22 protein-coding genes and 1 pseudogene are annotated in these 18,821 nt (G+C 65.8%); 5 read left to right on the top strand and 18 right to left on the bottom strand.

Annotated elements, in window-relative coordinates:
• The first annotated feature begins 71 nt into the window (after positions 1–71).
• Positions 72–1,538: an HNH endonuclease signature motif containing protein gene (locus JF66_RS21560; protein WP_051973111.1), complete on the top strand. Its 1,467-nt coding sequence runs from the start codon at positions 72–74 to the stop codon at positions 1,536–1,538.
• Between the two features lie 67 nt (positions 1,539–1,605).
• On the opposite strand, the gene JF66_RS04200 is transcribed toward JF66_RS21560, so the two are convergent.
• The 10 genes from JF66_RS04200 to JF66_RS04155 all read right to left on the bottom strand — a co-directional run bounded on the left by JF66_RS04200 (position 1,606) and on the right by JF66_RS04155 (position 8,970).
• Positions 1,606–2,559: an endonuclease/exonuclease/phosphatase family protein gene (locus tag JF66_RS04200; protein ID WP_035875587.1), complete on the bottom strand. Its 954-nt coding sequence runs from the start codon at positions 2,557–2,559 to the stop codon at positions 1,606–1,608.
• A gap of 30 nt (positions 2,560–2,589) precedes the next feature.
• Positions 2,590–3,513 (bottom strand): SDR family NAD(P)-dependent oxidoreductase, encoded by a 924-nt coding sequence (locus tag JF66_RS04195; protein WP_035875585.1) that lies wholly within the window; start codon positions 3,511–3,513, stop codon positions 2,590–2,592.
• Entirely contained in the window at positions 3,510–3,851 is a 342-nt protein-coding gene (locus JF66_RS04190) for a chorismate mutase (protein ID WP_051973110.1), read from the bottom strand. Before JF66_RS04190 ends, JF66_RS04195 begins: the two co-directional genes overlap by 4 nt.
• Positions 3,852–3,911: 60 nt before the next feature.
• Entirely contained in the window at positions 3,912–4,880 is a 969-nt protein-coding gene (locus tag JF66_RS04185; RefSeq protein ID WP_231556287.1) for a DMT family transporter, read from the bottom strand.
• A 100-nt stretch (positions 4,881–4,980) separates the two neighbouring features.
• Positions 4,981–5,637 (bottom strand): GNAT family N-acetyltransferase, encoded by a 657-nt coding sequence (locus JF66_RS04180; protein WP_035875593.1) that lies wholly within the window; start codon positions 5,635–5,637, stop codon positions 4,981–4,983.
• Positions 5,638–5,723: 86 nt separating this feature from the next.
• Positions 5,724–7,010 carry an adenylosuccinate synthase gene (locus tag JF66_RS04175; RefSeq protein ID WP_035875581.1) on the bottom strand — a complete coding sequence of 429 codons (1,287 nt, stop codon included), beginning with the start codon at positions 7,008–7,010 and terminating at the stop codon, positions 5,724–5,726.
• A 2-nt stretch (positions 7,011–7,012) separates the two neighbouring features.
• Positions 7,013–7,498: a DUF3151 domain-containing protein gene (locus JF66_RS04170; RefSeq protein ID WP_035875579.1), complete on the bottom strand. Its 486-nt coding sequence runs from the start codon at positions 7,496–7,498 to the stop codon at positions 7,013–7,015.
• Between the two features lie 71 nt (positions 7,499–7,569).
• Positions 7,570–7,833, bottom strand: coding sequence for a hypothetical protein (locus tag JF66_RS04165; RefSeq protein WP_156109651.1), 264 nt, complete (start codon positions 7,831–7,833; stop codon positions 7,570–7,572).
• A gap of 191 nt (positions 7,834–8,024) precedes the next feature.
• Positions 8,025–8,213 (bottom strand): hypothetical protein, encoded by a 189-nt coding sequence (locus JF66_RS04160; protein WP_035875575.1) that lies wholly within the window; start codon positions 8,211–8,213, stop codon positions 8,025–8,027.
• A gap of 124 nt (positions 8,214–8,337) precedes the next feature.
• On the bottom strand, positions 8,338–8,970 hold the full coding sequence (locus tag JF66_RS04155) for a TrmH family RNA methyltransferase (RefSeq protein ID WP_035875572.1): 633 nt from the start codon (positions 8,968–8,970) through the stop codon (positions 8,338–8,340).
• Positions 8,971–9,151: 181 nt separating this feature from the next.
• Here JF66_RS04155 and JF66_RS04150 point away from each other — a divergent pair, with 181 nt between their 5' ends.
• Genes JF66_RS04150 through JF66_RS04140 form a run of 3 tightly spaced genes read left to right on the top strand, consistent with a single transcriptional unit; the run spans position 9,152 to position 11,941 of the window.
• Positions 9,152–10,417, top strand: coding sequence for an Nramp family divalent metal transporter (locus tag JF66_RS04150; protein WP_035875570.1), 1,266 nt, complete (start codon positions 9,152–9,154; stop codon positions 10,415–10,417).
• A gap of 25 nt (positions 10,418–10,442) precedes the next feature.
• A complete protein-coding gene (locus tag JF66_RS04145) occupies positions 10,443–11,111 on the top strand; it encodes a metal-dependent transcriptional regulator (protein WP_035875568.1) in 669 nt (222 codons plus the stop codon).
• Positions 11,112–11,140: 29 nt separating this feature from the next.
• A complete protein-coding gene (locus tag JF66_RS04140) occupies positions 11,141–11,941 on the top strand; it encodes an HAD-IIA family hydrolase (protein ID WP_035875567.1) in 801 nt (266 codons plus the stop codon).
• A gap of 15 nt (positions 11,942–11,956) precedes the next feature.
• On the opposite strand, the gene JF66_RS04135 is transcribed toward JF66_RS04140, so the two are convergent.
• From JF66_RS04135 to JF66_RS24950, 5 genes and pseudogenes are all read right to left on the bottom strand, one after another.
• Entirely contained in the window at positions 11,957–12,367 is a 411-nt protein-coding gene (locus JF66_RS04135; RefSeq protein WP_035875565.1) for a nitroreductase family deazaflavin-dependent oxidoreductase, read from the bottom strand.
• Between the two features lie 39 nt (positions 12,368–12,406).
• Entirely contained in the window at positions 12,407–12,604 is a 198-nt protein-coding gene (locus tag JF66_RS04130; protein ID WP_035875563.1) for a hypothetical protein, read from the bottom strand.
• Positions 12,601–13,413 carry a hypothetical protein gene (locus JF66_RS04125; RefSeq protein ID WP_156109650.1) on the bottom strand — a complete coding sequence of 271 codons (813 nt, stop codon included), beginning with the start codon at positions 13,411–13,413 and terminating at the stop codon, positions 12,601–12,603. The genes JF66_RS04130 and JF66_RS04125 overlap by 4 nt, the downstream gene beginning before the upstream one ends.
• 206 nt (positions 13,414–13,619) lie before the next feature.
• A pseudogene (pyrE, locus tag JF66_RS04120) lies at positions 13,620–14,167 on the bottom strand (orotate phosphoribosyltransferase).
• Between the two features lie 37 nt (positions 14,168–14,204).
• A complete protein-coding gene (locus tag JF66_RS24950) occupies positions 14,205–14,327 on the bottom strand; it encodes a hypothetical protein (RefSeq protein ID WP_255351506.1) in 123 nt (40 codons plus the stop codon).
• A gap of 134 nt (positions 14,328–14,461) precedes the next feature.
• Here JF66_RS24950 and JF66_RS04115 point away from each other — a divergent pair, with 134 nt between their 5' ends.
• On the top strand, positions 14,462–15,382 hold the full coding sequence (locus tag JF66_RS04115) for a LysR family transcriptional regulator (protein ID WP_035875559.1): 921 nt from the start codon (positions 14,462–14,464) through the stop codon (positions 15,380–15,382).
• Positions 15,383–15,402: 20 nt separating this feature from the next.
• Here JF66_RS04115 and JF66_RS04110 read toward each other — a convergent pair whose 3' ends face one another.
• From JF66_RS04110 to JF66_RS04100, 3 genes are all read right to left on the bottom strand, one after another.
• Complete coding sequence (locus tag JF66_RS04110; protein WP_081882136.1) at positions 15,403–16,692, bottom strand: sugar ABC transporter permease; 1,290 nt, start codon at positions 16,690–16,692, stop codon at positions 15,403–15,405.
• Positions 16,689–17,504 carry an ATP-binding cassette domain-containing protein gene (locus JF66_RS04105; protein WP_051973108.1) on the bottom strand — a complete coding sequence of 272 codons (816 nt, stop codon included), beginning with the start codon at positions 17,502–17,504 and terminating at the stop codon, positions 16,689–16,691. The genes JF66_RS04110 and JF66_RS04105 overlap by 4 nt, the downstream gene beginning before the upstream one ends.
• Positions 17,505–17,685: 181 nt before the next feature.
• A complete protein-coding gene (locus JF66_RS04100) occupies positions 17,686–18,762 on the bottom strand; it encodes a sugar ABC transporter substrate-binding protein (RefSeq protein WP_035875557.1) in 1,077 nt (358 codons plus the stop codon).
• Positions 18,763–18,821: the final 59 nt, after the last annotated feature.

Here is an 18,821-nt window from a genome sequence, read left to right as displayed (position 1 = left end):
ATATCTTCGATTTCTCTCGTCCTTATCTGAGAATACCTCGCTTATCTGTTCTATTCGTGGGAGAATGGGGTATGTCAACGACGCAGAAGTCTGATTTTGAGGTGATCGCCCAGCTGGAGCTGGCCGAGGCTTCAATGGCAGCTGCGTTGGCCGAGGTGAACTTCCACGGCCTGCACGAAGAAGCATCCCTCAGGGTGATGGCGGTGGTCGAGAAGATGGGCCGCCGAGTAGACGGGGCCAGGGTCCCGTCGGCAACAGATGTCGCAGCGAGGGCCGATACGGCCCTCGGCCACGAGTCCTTGGCTTACAAGAACGGATGCCGAGGCAAGTATGACCTGATCACCGGAGTGACGCGGGTGTCGGGCTCGGAGGCCAAGCGGCGGATGCGGCTCGGCCTCCTCATCTCGGGTGTGGCAGGTGCCGCGAGTGGGCTGCTCGGGCAGGAACTGCCGGTATTGCACCCGGCAGTCGCCGAAGGGCTTTCCTCCGGGGAACTCGGAGTGGACGCGGCCGAGGTGATCGTCACCGCGTTGGAGCCGCTGTCGCGGCGGGTCGCTCCCGACGACCTCGACCGGGCCGAACGGGCACTGGTGGCGTCGGCGACCGGGGCCATCACCCCCGAGACCGCAGGACTGCCGGGGGCGGGGATCGCTTTCTCAGCCGATCTGATTCGGGCGCAGGCCCACGAGTGGGAAGCTCGTCTCGACCCGGACGGCGCAGCCCCCTCCGATGAGGCCACCGCTGCGAAGAGTAACGTCGGGTTCGGCCGACTGAAAGCAGGCCTCTACCCGTTGCGGGGCGGGGTCACGCCGGAGTTACGCGGGGTGATGGATGGCGTCTTCAACACCTTCCTCTCGGCCCACGCGACACCGAAGTTCCCTAGCGCCGAGCAGCTAGCGCTGATCGAGGCCGGGGAGCTCATCCCGGGAGCCGAGGAATTCGAAGACCCACGCACGGGCGGCGAGAAGCGGGCCGACATCATGCGTGCGATATTCGACGCTGCGTCGCGAGACTGCAAGACACCGAGCATGGGAGGAGCGGCTCCCGTGGTCATGGTGCACGTGAACGCGGCCGACCTCAAGAGTGGGCACGGTGTCGGCTGGGTCGACGGGGTCGAGGCACCCGTTTCGCTCCGCACGGTGCGGCAGAAGATGTGCGCCGGCGGGTTCCAGGAAATGATCTTCGGCGAGAACGGCGAAGTCCTCCATCTCGGTGAGAAGAAAAGGTTCTTCACCCCGGGCCAACGTCGGGCGATCGCCGCGAGAGACGGCGGCTGCGTAATACCGGGCTGCACGATCGCCGCGGCTTGGTGCGAGGTGCACCACATCATTCCGTGGCAGTTCAAGGGAAAGACCGACATCGACAACGGATGCCTCCTCTGTTGGTACCACCACGCGACGATCGACACCTCCGGGTGGGAGATTCGCATGGTGCGAGGTCGCCCCGAAGTGCGAGGTCCGGTGTTGTTTGATCCGACCCGCACCTGGCGACCCGCCGCCGCTCACCGGGCCAATACGCGCAGCCGAGCATCGGGCTAGGACTCCGCCCGGTGCCATCTCGGCCCGGTGCGATCTCAGCCCGGTGCGATCACAGCCCGGTGCCGACTCAACTCGCCAGCGCGAACTCGACCCAGAGCGGATAGTGGTCGGAGATTCGCCACGACAGCTGAGCCGGCGGCATGCCGGGGTAGACGAACCGGGGAAAGTCGAAGGACCCTCCATGGTTCGTGTACTCAAGCCCGGACAGGAGGGATTTCACGGGGTGAGTGTTCGTGGTGAACCAGGCGATCTGGTCGTAGAAGTGTGCGGTCTTGGCATCGTCGAAGATGGTGCGCGGCAGGTTGTTGAGCTCGGGCGGTGGGAACAGACCCGTTTCGACAAAAGCGTTGTAGAGCGGGTTGCCATAACGGTCGATGTTGAAGTCGCCCAATACGAGCAGGTTGTCGTTCCAATCATTTCGGCGGTCTGCCCAGTCCCGCATCCAGTTCGCGAACGCGCGGATCTCCGGGATGCGTTCGCTCACGCTGGCCCAGACGATGTGCACGGTCGTGAGAATGAACTCCACCCCTCCGCGGGTGAAACTGGCCGCGTACGGTGACCTGGCGAATTGCGTCGCCGTTGCCTGCCGCAGCCCGGTCGGCAGCACGATCTCGCCCACCAAGCCGGATGGTTGCACGCGCGTCGTGTCGTACAAAAAGGTCAGCCTCTCCCCATTACCCGCGTCGCCCTCCGTGACATCCGAGGTGAGCACTCGCCAGTGCGGTCCGAGGCTCTGCATCAGAAACCGCAGGGCGGCGACGTCGCGGCGAACCTCCTGTACGGCCGCAACGTCCCACCGGGAGATGATTTCCGCGATACTCGCCACGGCACGCCAGTCACGCTGCGGTTTGTCGGCGGCGCTGGCCGACCAGGTCGGCGAGACGCTCGCGAAGCCGCGCAAATTCCAGCTTCCGATGAGCAGGTTCGTGGCGGTTTTCGGCGGAACGACAGCGTCGACGGCGGCACCCAACTTCGTGAGTTCCGTGGCCACATCCGCTGGCACATCCACCACGCCAACCATAAAAGCACAACTTGCGCCGTGGAGCTACCCCTACAGGAAGGGCTCTCCGATCAATGTCTCGGCGCGTTCCCACAGCCGTGCGGCCACGCCGCGATCGCGTGACGTGCGCGTGGCCGGTTGGCGGGTCGGTGCACCGCGGGTGAGGAAACGCGGGCCGAAGTAGTCGCCGCCGTGGGCATCCGGGTCGATCGCCGCGCGCACGGTGGGCCAGGCGCCGTGCTGCTTGCTTTGCGCCCCCACGAGGAACTGCAGTCCGTCGGTGACGCGCTTCGTCGGCGTGATCTCATTGACGCCGGCGATGGTCGGGGTGAGACCGGAAATGGAATACCCGGGATGCGCCACGAGCGACTGCACCATGCCCGCGCCGTTCGCCCTGAGGCGTCGGTCGAGTTCGAAGCCGAACACCTGCATCGCGATCTTCGACTGCGCGTAGGCCTTCCACCCGTTGTACGTGGTGGCGAGCTGGAGGTCGTCGAGCGAGGAGTCCATCAGCCGCGAGATCATCGATCCGAGCGACACCACCCGACTGCCAGGCGTGCGACGCAGGGCCATGAGCGTGCCGGCCGTGAGGGCGAAGTGCCCCAGAAAGTTGGTGGCGAAGATGAGCTCATTGCCGTCCAGGCTCACCTGCCGGTCGGCCGACGGGTGCACGATTCCCGCGTTGAGGATGAGCCCGTCGAGGCGCGGCAGCGCGCGCAGCGTCTCGGAGACGTCGCGCACCGACTGCAAGTCGGACACGTCGAGCTGCAGCGATGAAACGGATGCCCCCGGCACACGGGAACGAATGGCCGTGAGCGCCGACTCCGCTCGCTCCGGGTTGCGGCAGGCGAGGATCACGTGCGCACCGGCACCCGCGAGCTGCTCGCTCGTGAAATACCCGAGACCGGCGTTGGCGCCGGTCACCACGAAGGTCTTGCCGACCTGCGTGGGCAGGGTGCGCGGGTTCCAGCTCACGACAGATCGGTCGATATGGTTCCGGTGGCGATCTGCACGTGGTGGTGGATGACCTCGGCGATCACGAAGTTGAGGAATTTCTCCGCGAACATCGGGTCCAGGTGGGCCTCGACGGCGAGGGCCCGCAGCCGGTCGATTTGCTCGAGTTCGCGGCCGGGATCGGCGGGCGGCAGCCCGTGCACGGCCTTGAGCCGGCCGACCTGCTGCGTGAACTTGAAGCGTTCGGCGAGCATGTGGATGAGCGCTGCGTCGATGTTGTCGATGCTTTCGCGAATGCTGTGCAACTGGTCAATTGCGTCCTGGCCCGCGTCGGCGGGCAATTCCTCGTGTACGGCCATGCTTCGACGATAATGCATGCGGCTGCCCGCCTCCGCGCGGCCCCGCCGGTCCCCCATGATTCAGGGTGTCGTGACCGGTGCGCTCCCGCGCAGCGGCCGGCGGGAACGCGGGCCGAAGCGCAGTCTCTTCTGCGTAAGCAGAATGCCGAACAGCACGAGAACGGCGCCGGTCGGCTCGTGCCACGAGAAGGTTTCGGCCAGAACGAGTACACCCAGGGTCACGCCAACGACCGGCGTGACGTACGTCACCATGGAGGTGTTCGTCGGCCCCCACGCGCGCAGCACGTTGATGTTCCAGATGTAAGCGAGACCGGTACCGAGCGCGCCGAGCGTCAGCAGGCTCAGCACGATGGACCAGCTGAGCTGCACGGGCTGCCAGGCGAGCACGGGTGTTAGCAGCAGCATCAGTGCCCCGGCGAGCCCGATGTTCATGAACGCGAACGTGCTGCCGGCGATCGGGCGACCGCTCAGGAACTTGCGGGTGTAGCCGAACGTGAAGCCGTAGCAGACCGCCGCTCCCAGGCAGGCGAGCTGCCCCCAGAGGTCACCGGTGAGCGCGGCGTAGCGCCACGGCGCGATGATCACCACGACTCCGAGAATCCCGATGACGACACCGACCGCCTGGCCGCGCGCGAGACGTTCCACCCGAAAGGCCAGGGTGGCCATCAGCGCGGTCATGATGGGTGTCACCGCGTTGTAGATACTCGCGAGGCTCGAGGACACGTACTGTTCGGCCCAGGCGAAGAGGAGGTGCGGAACGAGGCAACCCGTGATCGCGATCACCAGGAAATGCACCCAGACAATCGGCTCCCGGGGCAGCACGGGGCCGCCGTTTACGCGTGGACGCCGGGCGAGCACGATCAGGCCCAGGGTGAGCCCGCCCAGCACAAGACGGGACCAGGCCACCTGACCGAAGGTGACGCCATCGAGGGCGATCTTCATGAAGAGGAAGCTGGCACCCCAGATCAGACCCATGCCGACAAATTGGAGGCCGACGAGGGTCGTATTGGAGGAGGGAGTTGAGGCCACGTGCCGAGACTATCCCGCCCCGCCGGCGTGCCGCGCCCCCGGCCACGGTGACGGGCGTCTTCCGGCGTTCGGCCCGGCCGACGAGCCCCCGAATCCCCCGCTATCGGGGCTTGGTGTCGCGCGCCACGGAGCGGTAGGTGATCGATCGGCCAGGATAGGCGTCGATGCGTTCGTGCAAACCGGCACGAACGGTGGGCCATTCGTCGGCGAGGATCGAGTAGACGGCCGTGTCACGCCACGAGCCGTCGGCGCGGGGTCGGTCGCGGCGCAGCACGCCCTCGAACGTGGCCCCGATGCCCTCGATCGCGGCCCGTGACCGCACGTTGATGGAATCGGCCTGCAGCTGGATGCGGCCGAACCCGTTGAGGAAGGCCTCGTCCAGGAGGAGCAGCTTTGTTTCGGCGTTGACGGCGGTTCCCCACACGCGCGGATCGTAGGCAGTCCAGCCGAGGTGGGCGGATTCACACTCGAGGTCGAGGTCGCCGAGCGTCGTTGTGCCCACAAGGTCCCCGTCGTTGAGGCCACCGAGCAGCCGAACGCCAAACGGCAGGCTTTCCCATTGAAAGTAGCCGCGCGCCCAGACGATGAAACCGTCGACATCCGTTCTGAGGGCGGACAGGCCACCGCCGTACCCGTTCTCGAAGACCGCACGATTCGCGATCGCCGCATGCAGCTCCGGCAGGACGGCGCTGCCGAGGGGCTGCAGCTGAACGAAGCGGCCTCGCAGCGTGCGGGTGAGCGGACGAACTGCGGTCACGACAAGCATTCTGCCACCACCGACACAAAGCGATGGCCCCCATCTCGCGAAAATTCGAGGGATGAGGGCCGGCCCGACGTGGCGGTTTAGTCGATGAGGTCGTGGCGCACCACGATTGCCTCACGGTCGGGGCCGACGCCGATCGCAGAAATACGAGCACCGCTGATGGACTCGAGCTTGAGCACGTAGTTCTTGGCGTTCTGCGGCAGGTCGTCGAAGTCGCGAACGTTGGTGATGTCTTCGGTCCAGCCGGGGAACTCCTCGTAGATGGGAGTCGCGTGGTGGAAGTCGGACTGCGAGACCGGAACCTCGTCGACGCGCACGCCGTCGACGGAGTATGCAACGCACACCGGGATGCTGTCGAGGCCGGTGAGCACGTCGAGTTTGGTGAGCACGAAGTCGGTGACACCGTTGATGCGCGACGTGTAGCGGGCGATGGGCGCGTCGTACCAGCCACAGCGGCGCGGGCGACCGGTTGTGGTGCCGAACTCAAAGCCCTTGGCCCGCAGGAACTCGCCGGAATCGTCGAAGAGCTCGGTGGGGAAGGGGCCGGAACCCACGCGGGTCGTGTACGCCTTCACGACCGCGATCACGCGATCGATCCGGTTGGGCGCGATACCCGAACCGGTCACGGCGCCACCGGAGGTGGCGTTAGACGACGTGACGAACGGGTACGTACCGTGGTCGACGTCAAGCATCGTGGCCTGGCCGCCTTCGAACAGCACGGTCTTGCCGGCATCAAGCGCCTGGTGCAACAGCAGTGCGGTGTCGGCGACCATCGGGCGCAGGCGCTCCGCGTAGCCGAGCAGCTCATTGACGACCTCGTCAACCTCGATCGCGCGGCGATTGTACACCTTCACGAGCAGGTGGTTCTTCTGGTCGAGGGCACCCTCCACCTTCTGACGCAGGATGTTCTCGTCGAAGAGGTCCTGCACGCGGATGCCGACGCGGTTGATCTTGTCGGCGTAGGACGGTCCGATGCCGCGGCCGGTTGTGCCGATCTGGCGCTTGCCGAGAAAACGTTCGGAGACCTTGTCGAGGGTGCGGTGGTACGCCGTGATCAGGTGGGCGTTCGCGCTCACCTTGAGTCGGGACACGTCCACGCCGCGCTCGCTGAGCGCGTCGAGTTCTTCGAAGAGCACTTCGATGTCAACGACGACTCCGTTGGCGATCACGGGAGTGACGCCGGGGCTCAGGATGCCGGACGGGAGCAGGTGCAGGGCGTACTTCTCGTCACCGACCACGACGGTGTGACCGGCATTGTTTCCACCGTTGAACTTGACGACGTAGTCGACGCGGCTTCCGAGCAGGTCTGTGGCCTTACCCTTGCCTTCGTCGCCCCACTGGGCGCCGATCAGGACGATCGCTGGCATGTCTAGTTCTCTCCTCGTATAACAAAAGCTTCTGTGGGGGGCGCGGGATCGCTGCCCGGGTTCACGGCCGACAGGGCCTCTATGCGTCCGATCGCGGCAGGGTCGGCATCCGTGAGGAATGTCGTGAGCCGGGTGACCTCGTCGGTCTCACCGATCTCGCCTGCGGCGCGGCGAAGCGCGAACAGGGCGCGCAGAACACCGCGGTTCGGCTCGTGGCTCCACGGAACGGGTCCGTGGCCCTTCCAACCGGCCTTACGCAGGGAATCGAGGCCGCGGTGGTAGCCCACCCGGGCAAAGGCGTACGACTCGAGGGTGCGTCCCTCCTCGAATGCCACATCGGCGAGGGCCGCCCAGGCGAGCGAAGAAGTCGGGTGCGCCCACGCCACGCCAGCAATGTCTTGCCTTGCGGTTCGGCTGAGCGCCGCGATCACCTCCGATTCTTCGGGGAGGAGGGTCGCTGGCTGGTCAAGCAAATTTTCGCCGGTCACACTAGATACTATCGCGGCGCGGTTGAAGACCACCTAACGAGGGCCGACCGAACAGGGGCGAGTGGGCGGGGCTAGGCGGGCGTACGCTGCTGCGCCGCGATGCACCAGCCGCCGTCGTCGAACACATACGTGGTCGACACGAAGTACTCATGGAGGTGCTCGCCGCGTCGCAGGACGACCCGCGACACCACGATTCCGGCATGGTCATTCAGGCGAATCACGGCGGGCTCGTGCAGCTGGTATTCGTCGCAACTCGCGAGTTCCACGATCGGTCCGGTGAGGTCGGCGCGGCCGATGATGGCACCGGGCAGGATCAACAGGCCGTCACGGGTCATGAAGCGCTGAAAGTAATCAGCACCCTGACCGGCCACGAGGGCCTGCCACCCCTCGTGTTCTTCGTGGAGTAGGCGGGCGGCAGATCATCAGTGATCGCAGTCATGCCACCACGGTAGCGCGTGTGGAGGGCCTGTGGAATAGAACTTTCGGGCTACCCCGGCTGGCCTGGGCGCACGCGGCACTGACGCGATCAGTGGGAGGAGGACTTCGTCGTGCCTTTCTTGCGCCCGGTGAGGGCGACACCCAGCGCAGCGAGGAACAGGACCAACCCGGCGACCCAGAGGATTGTGGCCCAGTCCTGCGCCCAGCCGCGCCTGCCCAAGAGCGTCACGACCAGGCCTGCCAGGATCAGGCCCGTCACCGTCATCCTGCGCTTCATGCGATCACGCGACTGACTCTTCGCCTCGTGAACATGTTTCCCCCGTTGTGGCTGCGCGAAGAGCTCCCCCTTCAGCGTGAATGCGAACTACACCCAACATAGGCCCGACGTGCGGGCCCGCTTTTCAGAAGTGGTGTTGCAGTACCCAGTTGTGCATCGTGACGGCGGCGGCAGCCGAGGCGTTGAGCGACCGGGTGGAGCCGAACTGGCTGATCTCGACGATGGCGTCGGCGGAGGCGACCGCCGCCTCCGACAGGCCCGGCCCTTCCTGCCCGAACAACAGCACGCAGCGCTCCGGGAAGCGGTAAGTCTCGATGATGACGGAGCCGGGAACGTTGTCGATCGCGATGATCGGCAGGCTTTCGGCGGCCGCCCACTCGACGAATGTCGCCACATCCGGATGGTGCATCACGTGCTGGTAGCGGTCGGTCACCATGGCGCCCCGCTTGTTCCAGCGCTTGCGGCCGATGATATGCACGGTGTCCGCCGCGAAGGCGTTGGCGCTGCGCACGATCGACCCGATGTTCATATCGTGCTGCCAATTTTCGATCGCGACATGAAACGGATGCCGATGCTCGTCGAGGTCGGCAACGATCGCGGCCATGAGCCAGTACCGGTAGCGGTCGATCACGTTGCGGGTGTCGCCGCGCTCAAGCAGCTCCGGGTCGTAGATGGCTTCGGTGGGCCACTCCCCCTGCCACGGTCCGACACCGTAGGTCGAAAGCTCGTTTGTGGGGTTATCAGCTGGCGTACTCACTGATTAACTTTATCGCGCCGCGCCTGTCCGGTTGTCGTGCCTCGGGGTCAGGTCTGAGCATCCGGTCGCGGGACCTCAATCGACCCTCCATCGACCCTCCGTCGCGCCTCCGTCGCGCCTCGACCAGCGCGACATGTGGCAAGGGGTTTCGGTGCGCCTAAATATTTACTACTGTTTCGGTATGACACGAACCGAGGCGCCGCGCCGGGACCGGTCGATGACGCCCACGACCGTGGCGTCGTCGCGTCTGCTCTGGCTGCTCGGTCCGGCCCTCGTCGCCGGCGTCGCCTACCTTGACCCCGGCAACGTGGCGAGCAATATGACCGCCGGGGCCCGCTACGGCTATCTGCTGGTCTGGGTGGTGGTGGCCGGAAATGTGATGGCCTGGCTGATCCAGTACCTGTCCGCGAAGCTCGGCATCGTCACCGGTCAGAGCCTGCCCGAGATTCTCGGCATCCGCATGAAGCGCCCGCTCGCCCGGCGGCTCTACTGGATCCAGGCGGAACTGGTGGCGATGGCCACGGACCTCGCCGAGATCATCGGCGGAGCGGTGGCCCTGTACCTGTTGTTCGGCCTGCCGCTCGTCGTCGGCGGAGCGATCACGGGCCTGATCTCGATGGTCGTGCTGATGGTGCACACCCGGAGCGGCCCCAAGGTCTTCGAACGGGTGATCGTGGCACTCATGCTCATCATCACGGTGGGCTTCACCGTGGGCGTCTTCCTGTCGCCGCCCGACGCCGGGCAGGTTCTCGGCGGTTTGGTTCCCCGCTTCGAAAGCGCCAATTCCGTGCTGCTCGCCGCCTCCATTCTCGGCGCCACGATCATGCCGCACGCCATTTACGCGCATTCCTCTCTGGCCCGTGACCGCTTCCCGGAGTGGCAGGGCACCACGGCCACCAGGCGCCTCCTCTGGGCCACGAAGTGGGACGTGACGATCGCCATGCTGATCGCCGGAACCGTGAACCTCGCCATCCTGCTGCTGGCGGCATCCGCTTTGCAGGGGGTGGACGGAACCGACACGCTGCAGGGCGCCTATGCCGCCATTCAGGCCTCGCTCGGGCCCGCTATCGCCACCTGCTTCGCGATCGGCTTGCTCGCCTCCGGACTCGCCTCCACGTCGGTGGGCGCCTACGCCGGAGCCGAGATCATGGAGGGGCTGCTGCACCTGCGCGTTCCCCTGCTGCTGCGGCGGCTGGTCACCCTGATTCCGGCCCTGGTGATTCTGGGCATCGGCTTCGACCCCACGGAGGCGCTGGTTTTGAGCCAGGTTGTGCTCTCGTTCGGCATCCCCTTCGCCCTCATCCCCCTCGTCTGGCTGACCGCCCAACGCGGCCTGCTCGGAACCTTCGCGAACCGCTGGTTCACCACCGTGGCCGGCGCAGTCTGCGCGGTGGCGCTCGTGGCGCTCAATGCGGTGCTGCTCGTTCTCGTCTTCACCTCCCCCTGAGCCGCCGGGCTACGCTGAGACCGCCATGAAGCACACGATCACCGCATCCGAGGATTACCTCAAGACCATTTATTCGCACACGGAATGGCAGAACGACCCGATCACGCCGAAGGCGCTCGCCACCCGGCTCGGCGTGGCACCGTCATCCGTCACAGAGATGGTGAAGAAGCTCGCCGCGGCCGGCCTGATCAAGCACGTTCCGTATGGCCCCCTTGCCCTCACGGAGGCCGGCGTGTTGCGGGCCACCGCCGTCGTACGTCGTCACCGGCTGATCGAAACCTGGCTCGTGCGCGAAATGGGTTACGCCTGGGATGAGGTGCACGAGGAGGCCGAGGTGCTGGAGCATGCCATCTCCGACCGGCTGCTCGACGCCATCAACGCCCGTCTCGGCTACCCCGCATGCGACCCGCACGGCGACCCGATCCCCCTCGCCGACGGCACGTCCCCCCGCCCGCAGGCGATCCCGCTGGCCGAGGCCGGAGCCGGGCACATCGGCACGGTGCTGCGGGTGAGCGACCGGGATTCGGCGGTGCTGCGCGAGCTCGCCGCGGACGGGATCGGCCCGGGAGTGGACTTCACGGTGCTCGAGCCGCTGACCCTGCAGTTCCCCGACGGCCAGACCCGCCGGTTGAGGGCCGATGCCGGAGATGCGGTCTGGGTGACACATGACCGCAATGCCACGGCGCCCAGCTAGGCTGAAACCCCCAACGACAGGAGCGCCCCATGGCTCGCCGTGACGAAATCGAATGCTGGCTCACCGACATGGACGGCGTGCTCGTACACGAGAACCAGGCCCTGCCGGGCGCTGCCGAGCTGCTGCAGCAGTGGACCGATACCGGCACGCCGTTCCTCGTCCTGACCAACAACTCCATCTTCACGCCGCGGGACCTGAGCGCCCGACTGCGCGCATCCGGGCTGAACGTGCCCGAAGATCGCATCTGGACATCGGCGCTCGCGACGGCTGATTTCCTCAAGGAGCAGATGCCCGGCGGCACGGCGTTCGTCATCGGGGAGGTCGGTATTACGACGGCGCTGCACGAAGCCGGCTTTGTGATGACCGAGACCAACCCCGATTTCGTGGTCGTCGGAGAGACCCGCAACTATTCCTTCGAGGCCATCACCAAAGCCATCCGCCTGATTCTCAACGGCGCCCGCTTCATCGCGACCAACCCCGACGCGACCGGCCCCAGCAAAGACGGCCCGATGCCCGCGACGGGCGCAATTTCAGCGCTCATCACCAAGGCCACCGGCATGGAACCCTATGTCGTGGGCAAGCCCAACCCCATGATGTTTCGCTCCGCCATGAACAAGATCGGCGCACACTCCGAGAACACGGCCATGATCGGCGACCGCATGGACACCGACATCGTCGCCGGCATCGAAGCGGGGCTGCACACCATCCTCGTGATGACCGGTATCAGTGACGCCGCGGAGATTGCGCGCTATCCGTTCCGTCCGCACGAGACCCTCGCCGGGGTGCACGAACTGGTCTCAGCCGAACTGGTCGAGTCCGACGAAATCTAACGTGGCCCGTTCACGTCAGCGACGCTCGAGGATCACGACCGGTATTTCTCGAGTCGTTCGCTGTTCGTAGGCCTCGAAGCCCGAGTACTCCGCCTTTTGGGCCTCCCAGATGCGCCGCCGCTCCTCTCCGTCCGCCACTCGGGCGCGCACCATTACGGTCTCGGTGCCGACCTCAACGGATGCCTCCGGCGTCGCCACGAGGTTGTGGAACCACGCTGGGTTGCTCGGCGCGCCGGCCTTGGAAGCGAAGACCGCAAAGGTGTCACCGACGGCGCGGTACATCATCGGGCTGACGCGTTCGAGCCCTGATTTGGCTCCCTGCGAATGCAGCAGCAGCAACGGGGCACCAGCGAACTGGCCGCCGACCCGGCCCTCATTGGCCCGGAACTCGGCGATGATCTTGTCGTTCCACGATGGTTCCGCCATGGCACACCTTCCGATCGTGCCGTCAGCCTACGCCCGATGCTAAACGGCGGGACCGGGACCGGCCACACTCGTGGTGAGCGGCTCCGCCGATGACCGGCTGACGAAGCAGTAGTAGTGACGTGACGTGTCGGTCCATTGCTCCTCCTCAATCGGGTAACTGCCCTGCACCTGCAGGTCGGGGTACGCGCCGGCCGCGGTGAGGTCGAGGATGCCGGGCGCACTGCACAGCAGGTTCATCTGCGCGGCCAGGGCGGCCTCGCCGGGGAAGGCCGTCGTGGCATCGCCGCCGAAGGACCCGCGGTAGACAAGCTGGGCGCCGTGCGCGGCGGCGCAGTCGGAGACGGTGAAAATCTCGTCCCAGGGCGACCCATAGGGCTGCAGGCATTCGCCACCGAACAGAGTGTTCCAGGCGTGCTCGCCCGTCGCTGCATCGCCGTGACCTCCGGGGTCGGGGTGGGCGTTGGCGTGGCCGTGGGCGTGGCGCTAGCGGTGGGCGCTGCGACGGGCAGCAGAGCTGCACTGCCGGCCAGCCGCTGGCCCAGCAGGAACAGGCCGACCAGCACGATGACGGCCAGCACTGCGACACCGACCCAGATCACGATCCGCGTGGCCCTGGTCGATGACGGAACCGACGAATGGCGGCTCGGAAGGCTCTGGACGGTCTCGGTGCTGTCGGGCGCGGATGCTCCCGCATCCGTGGCGCCCAGCGGCGGCGGAAGCGTGGAGTCCAGTTCCAGATCGGCGCCACGAGACTCGGGCGTCGGGCGCGCCGCGCCCTCGACGTCGGGATTCTCGAACGCGTCCGTGGGGGTCAACGCCGGGGTCAGCGCCGGCGGCAGCGCCGATGCTGCGGGAATCGGCGTTGTCCACCAGGGCTCGGGCTCAAGCTCCGCCTGGGTGCGGGCGGAACGGAGAACGGAGTCGAACTCCGACGCCAGGACGGGCGGCGCGGGAGTCGGAGCGGTCGCCACTCGCTCGTCGGGCAGCGCCGCAGCGGGCAGCATCGCAACGGGCAACCCCGCATCGGGCACGGGCGCGGCGGGCATCGTCGGTTTTTCGGCGGGCACCGATTCGACGAGGGGAGGCGTGACGGGCGCAGAGGGCACAGGCTCGACAGATTCGGCAGGCGGTTCAGGCAGTTCAGACTGCTCAGACTGCTCAGCTGGCTCAGCTGGCTCATCCTTCGTGTCTGATTCGCCGAATTGCGAGCTCAGCCAGTCCACGCCCTGGTCGGACGCGTCGTCTTTGGGCACTAGTTCAGCCCCAGATCCTCAAGCGAGAGGGCCGCGTAATACGGGTAGCCGGCGGCCTCGATGATCTCGCGGGCCCCGGTGTTGCGGTCAACGACCACGGCGACACCGGCGATGATCGCACCGACCTTGAGCAGCGCCTCAATCGCCGCCAAGGGCGAGCCGCCGGTCGTGGACGTGTCTTCGAGCACGACAACCCTCTTGCCGGCGAGGTCTGGACCCTCAACCTGGCGGCCGCGGCCGTGGTCCTTGGGCTCCTTGCGAACCACGAAGGAGTCGTAGCTCCTACCGACGGCGGCGCCTGGTGCATCACAGCGGCGGCGATGGGATCGGCCCCCATCGTGAGTCCGCCGACGGCGGCAACGTCGGGAATGTCCTTGATCAGGTCGAGCATGACTTGGCCGATGAGCGGGGCAACGCGGTGATCGAGACTCACTCGGCGCAGATCCACGTAGTACGTGGCCGACTTACCGCTCGTGAGCACAAAGTCTCCGTGAAAAACGGCCTCGGCCGAGATGAAATCGATGAGTTTCTGCCGCGTTTCTTTCACAGAAACAACATTAGGGCATCGACTCAACGGGTCGCTCCTAGAAGATGCGAACCAGCGCGCGTTCCGGGGCCCGACGGTATCCATCACGGGCGACGACGCCGACCAGGGCAACGATGGAACCGACGGAAATGATGGCGAGGAGAACGAGAAGAGCGAACACGGAAGTGCCTTTCGAAAAGAGGTGGCTGGTCGTGGGACGGAGGCGCCATTGCTCGTGATCGACGTCTCTATTTCAGCACCGAAAACCGTGCAGCACAATCGCACTATTTAGCCATAGTTGTGTAGATTTGCTACATGGATGTGCAGCGACTCGAGCTGCTCCGCGAATTGGCGGAGCGCCACACGGTGACGGCGGTTGCCAGGGCCACCCACCGCACGCCCTCTGCGGTGTCCCAGCAGCTCAAGGTGCTCGAGCGAGAGGCCGGCCTGCCGCTCACCGAGCGCAACGGGCGTGGACTCGTGCTCACGTCAGCGGGCCGCGCGCTCGCCCGCAGCGCCACGGATGTGGCGGTCGCCCTGGAGCGCGCGAATGCTCTCTGGGACGAGTTCCGGAACCTGGCAACGGGCGAAGTGAGCGTGGTCACCTTTCCCACCGCCGGCCAGATGCTGTTGCCCGGCGCTCTGGCCGAGCTCTCCGAGACTCCCGGCCTTATCGTCACCTGCACCGACCTCGACCCGGAGCTCAGCGACTTTCCGGCACTCACGGCAGAATTCGACATCGTGCTCGCCCACACAATGCGTGGCGAGCCGGCCTGGGGCGGCCGCGGCCTCAGCGTGGTTCCGCTCATGACCGAACCACTCGACGTGGGTCTGCCGGCCGACCACCGGCTGGCAGCACGTGCATCCGTGTCAGCGAGCGATGTGGCCGGAGAACCGTGGATCGGCGTGCCGGAGGGCTACCCGTTCGAACGAATCCTGCACGAGATCGAGCAGCAGTCAGGCGCACGCCTCACCGTTACCCAGCGGTTTGCCGATCTTCGCCTGGTCGAGTCCTTCATCACCGCCGGGCTCGGCATCGCCCTTGTACCCCGGTACACCTCGGGCGGCGGGCAGCCGGGAAGGTTGGTGCTCAAACCATTGCGGGGCGTCGATTCCGAGCGGCAGATCGTTGCCCTGATGCGCCCGGACAGGGCCGAACGCCTGGCCGTGCGCACCGTCGTCGAGGCTCTGCGACTGCAGGCCGCGCGGGTGCAGTCCAAGCACACGCCGCGCTGACCTGGCCGCCGGCCGCCTCCTTAGGCTCGCCCGTGGGACACCCGCGAGCGCCGCGACACCGAGTCCACAATCACGGCCAGCAGCAGCACCGCACCCGTGATCATGTAGCGGATCGACGAATCCAGATTGAGCAGTGTGAGCCCGCTGGAGATGGACTGGATCACCAGGATTCCCAGCAAGGCCGAGAATGCGGTACCGCGGCCGCCGAAGAGGCTCGCACCACCGATCACCGCTGCGGCGATGGCATTCAGGTTCGTGTCGCCGCCGCCGCTGCCCTGATTCGCCGCCGCGAGCCGAGCGGCCGCCAAAACGCCTCCGATGACGGCGAACGTGGAGCAGAGCACGAAGATCGAGAGATAGACGCGCTTGACCTTGATGCCGGCACGCCGGGCGGCCTCAACGTTGCCACCGATTGCGTACACGGATCGTCCCCATTTGGTTCGGGTGAGGAAGAAATTCATCACCACGACGAAGGTGAGGAACAACAGGAACATCAGGCCCACACCGCGCGCCTGATTCAGGTACCACGCGGGAACGCCCAAAACGATGAGCAGGCCGAGGGTCTTGGCCACCAGAACGGAGGTGAGCGGCGCCGAAAGTCCAGCGACCTCGCGTCGCCGGGCAGTGACCCACGATTGGGCAGCGTACGCCGCAACCACGAGCACCACGAGCACGTAAGAGAGCCAGTCCGGCAGGAACCACTGCTGGGCGAACTGCACGATCCAGGAGTCGAAGGGGATGTTGATCGACCCCGTCTTACCGAGCACGTACAGCTGCAGCCCGAGGAACCCGAGCAAACCCGCGAGGGTGATCACGAAGCTGGGCACGCCGAAACGGGTGAAGAGCAGCCCATAGAGCAGTCCAACCAGAACGCCGGCGACGAGGGCAGCCAGCAGCGCCAGCGCCAGCGGCCAGCCCAGGTTGACGAAGCCCACCGCCAGAATGGCGGCACCCAGTCCGCTCACCGATCCCACCGAGAGGTCGATCTCCCCGAGCAGCAGCACCAGAACGATGCCGATGGAGATGGTGCCCACAGCGGCGCACTGCAGGGTGAGGTTGACGAGGTTGATCGGAGAAAGGAAGTTGGGGTTGAGGGCATAGAACGCAATCCAGATCACGATGAGGCCGATCACGACCGGGAGAGATCCGAGGTCACCGGTTCGGACCCGAAGCCAGGACGCCTCCACCGCGCCTTTCAAGCCTTTGCGTTGAATCAGTCGTTCATCCTGCAGGTCGGCCGCCACAGACGACATGGGTGCGTCAGTGTCGGGGCCGGCTGGCGTGCTGGCAGGTGTGCTGGGGATGCTCATGAGTGGTCCTCCTCATCGCCGCGGGCCTGTGCCCGTCGGGTCACCGCATTGTCCGAGGCTCCCGTGATCGCCGCGATGATCTCCTCGTAGCTCACCTCCCCGACCGTGAATTCACCATTGTTGCGGCCCAAGCGAAGTACCACAATACGGTCGGCCACCGCCTGCACATCGGCCATGTTGTGGCTGATGAGCACCACCGCCAGCCCACGTTCCCTGAGCCGCTCAATCAGGTTGAGCACCTCCGCCGTCTGGGCCACACCCAAAGCCGCGGTCGGCTCATCGAGGATCACGATGCCGGGCTCTCCGATCAAGGATCGTGCGATCGCCACGGTCTGGCGCTGCCCGCCGGAGAGTGACGCGACGACGATACGCACGGAGGGGATCTTCGCCGACAGCTGGCGCAGCAGCTGCCACGCTCGTTGCTCCATTTCAACTTCGTTGAGGGTCACCGTGCCCACCTCGTGCCCGAGGAACAGGTTCGCCACCACATCGAGGTTGTCGCACAGGGCGAGGTCTTGATAGACGGTGGCGATGCCCAGTCGGTTGGAATCCGCGGGCGTGTTGATGGAGACAGGCTTCGCGTCACAGACGATCGTGCCGCTGTCTGCGGGGTGCACTCCGGCGAGGATCTTGATGAGGGTCGACTTGCCGGCACCGTTGTCACCGACGAGCGCTACCACCTCGCCCTTGTAGACGTCGAGATTGATATCGGTCAGGGCCTGCACAGCCCCGAAACTCTTGTTGATGCCCCGCATGGTCAACAGCGGCGTGCGGGTCGGTGTCGGGTTGGGTGTGGGAGAGAGGACCGCCATTGGTCTGTCCTTTTGTTGACGGGGCGAGTGAGCCCGGTTATGCCAGATAAGCCCGTTTAAGCAAGATGAGCCCGGTCGCATCAGATGACAGAGCATCAGATGACAGAGCATCAGATGAAGCAGGGTGTATCAGATGACACAGGGCCGGGAACCCCGAGGGATTCCCGGCCCTGTCAGTCAGCTACTGAATGCCGGCCGCTGTGCACGCGTCGGCGTAGGCCGGGGTGCAGATCTGGTCGACGGTGTAGAAGCCGTCCTTGACGACCGTGTCCATGATGTTGTCGACGGTCACGACCACCGGGGTCAGCAGCGTCGACGGGGTTCCCGACACGGTTGTTTCACCGTTGATCGTGCCACCCGTGGCGAGGATGTGCGCCACTTCCGCGGCCTTCTCTGCCTCGGCCTTGATCGCCTTGTACACCGTCATGTACTGGTCGCCCGCGACGATGGCCTGGATGGCCGCCAACTCGGCGTCCTGTCCGGTAACCGGGGGCCACGGGGTTGTTCCGGCCGCCTTCAGCGCGGCAATCGCGCCGCCGGCGGTTCCGTCATTGGCCGCGTAGACGCCCTCGATCTTGCTGCCGAACTGGGTGATCTGGCCCGCCGCCCATTCCTGCGCCTTGTCGGGGCTCCAGTCGGGGGTGTCGTATTCGGCCAGAATCGGGATTCCTGACGGGTCGATCACGGAGTGTGCGCCCTTCTTGAAGAGAGCCGCGTTGCCGTCCGTGGGCGATCCATTGATCATGATCATGCCGGCCGTGGTGCCGTCCTTCTTCATCTTGTCCACGATCGCGGTGCCCTGAAGCACACCGACCTGCTCGTTGTCGAAGGAGATGTAGTAGGAAAGATCAGTGCTCGTGACCAGCCGGTCGTACGAGATGACCGGAACATTTTGCGCTTTCGCCGACGAGACGATGCTCGCCGCGGCGGCCGCGTCAACCGGGTCGAGCACGAGAACCGCGACGCCCTCCGTCAGGGCCGATTCGGCCTGCTGCAGCTGCTTCGCCGCATCCTGGTCCGCGTTGGCGTAGACGATCTCGTAGTTGCCCAGCGACTTCATCTTCGATTCGAAGAGGGGCCGGTCAAAGCTCTCGTAACGCGTCGTCTTCGACTCCGGCAGGAGTAGTCCGATCTTGACCACGTCCGAACTGGATGTGCTTGTTCCTCCGCCACCTGACGTGGAACAGGCGACCAGTGCGCCGCTCGTTGCCATGAGCAGTACCGCCAGGATCGCGGTCTTCCTCCATACTTTTGTCATGAATCTGCCTCCGCTGTGGCCATCCCGAATGATGGTGAAACCAAGGTCGTCCTTTTACG

It is taken from the genome of Cryobacterium sp. MLB-32 (assembly GCF_000738085.1).
Lineage (GTDB): Bacteria > Actinomycetota > Actinomycetes > Actinomycetales > Microbacteriaceae > Cryobacterium.
Note: the sequence above shows the minus strand (reverse complement) of the source record. Positions and strands in the feature narration are given on the sequence as shown.

Coding starts and splice junctions, on each gene's coding strand:
- JF66_RS21560 (WP_051973111.1), top strand. CDS start 72: ATGTCAACGACGCAGAAGTCTGATTTTGAGGTGATCGCCCAGCTGGAG.
- JF66_RS04140 (WP_035875567.1), top strand. CDS start 11,141: ATGGCTCGCCGTGACGAAATCGAATGCTGGCTCACCGACATGGACGGC.
- JF66_RS04160 (WP_035875575.1), bottom strand. CDS start 8,213: ATGAAGCGCAGGATGACGGTGACGGGCCTGATCCTGGCAGGCCTGGTC.
- JF66_RS04105 (WP_051973108.1), bottom strand. CDS start 17,504: ATGGCGGTCCTCTCTCCCACACCCAACCCGACACCGACCCGCACGCCG.
- JF66_RS04100 (WP_035875557.1), bottom strand. CDS start 18,762: ATGACAAAAGTATGGAGGAAGACCGCGATCCTGGCGGTACTGCTCATG.
- JF66_RS04145 (WP_035875568.1), top strand. CDS start 10,443: ATGAAGCACACGATCACCGCATCCGAGGATTACCTCAAGACCATTTAT.
- JF66_RS04110 (WP_081882136.1), bottom strand. CDS start 16,692: ATGAGCATCCCCAGCACACCTGCCAGCACGCCAGCCGGCCCCGACACT.
- JF66_RS04190 (WP_051973110.1), bottom strand. CDS start 3,851: ATGGCCGTACACGAGGAATTGCCCGCCGACGCGGGCCAGGACGCAATT.
- JF66_RS04175 (WP_035875581.1), bottom strand. CDS start 7,010: ATGCCAGCGATCGTCCTGATCGGCGCCCAGTGGGGCGACGAAGGCAAG.
- JF66_RS04115 (WP_035875559.1), top strand. CDS start 14,462: ATGGATGTGCAGCGACTCGAGCTGCTCCGCGAATTGGCGGAGCGCCAC.
- JF66_RS04125 (WP_156109650.1), bottom strand. CDS start 13,413: ATGCCCGCCGCGCCCGTGCCCGATGCGGGGTTGCCCGTTGCGATGCTG.
- JF66_RS04130 (WP_035875563.1), bottom strand. CDS start 12,604: ATGAACCTGCTGTGCAGTGCGCCCGGCATCCTCGACCTCACCGCGGCC.
- JF66_RS04135 (WP_035875565.1), bottom strand. CDS start 12,367: ATGGCGGAACCATCGTGGAACGACAAGATCATCGCCGAGTTCCGGGCC.
- JF66_RS04150 (WP_035875570.1), top strand. CDS start 9,152: ATGACACGAACCGAGGCGCCGCGCCGGGACCGGTCGATGACGCCCACG.
- JF66_RS04165 (WP_156109651.1), bottom strand. CDS start 7,833: ATGACCCGTGACGGCCTGTTGATCCTGCCCGGTGCCATCATCGGCCGC.
- JF66_RS04200 (WP_035875587.1), bottom strand. CDS start 2,559: ATGGTTGGCGTGGTGGATGTGCCAGCGGATGTGGCCACGGAACTCACG.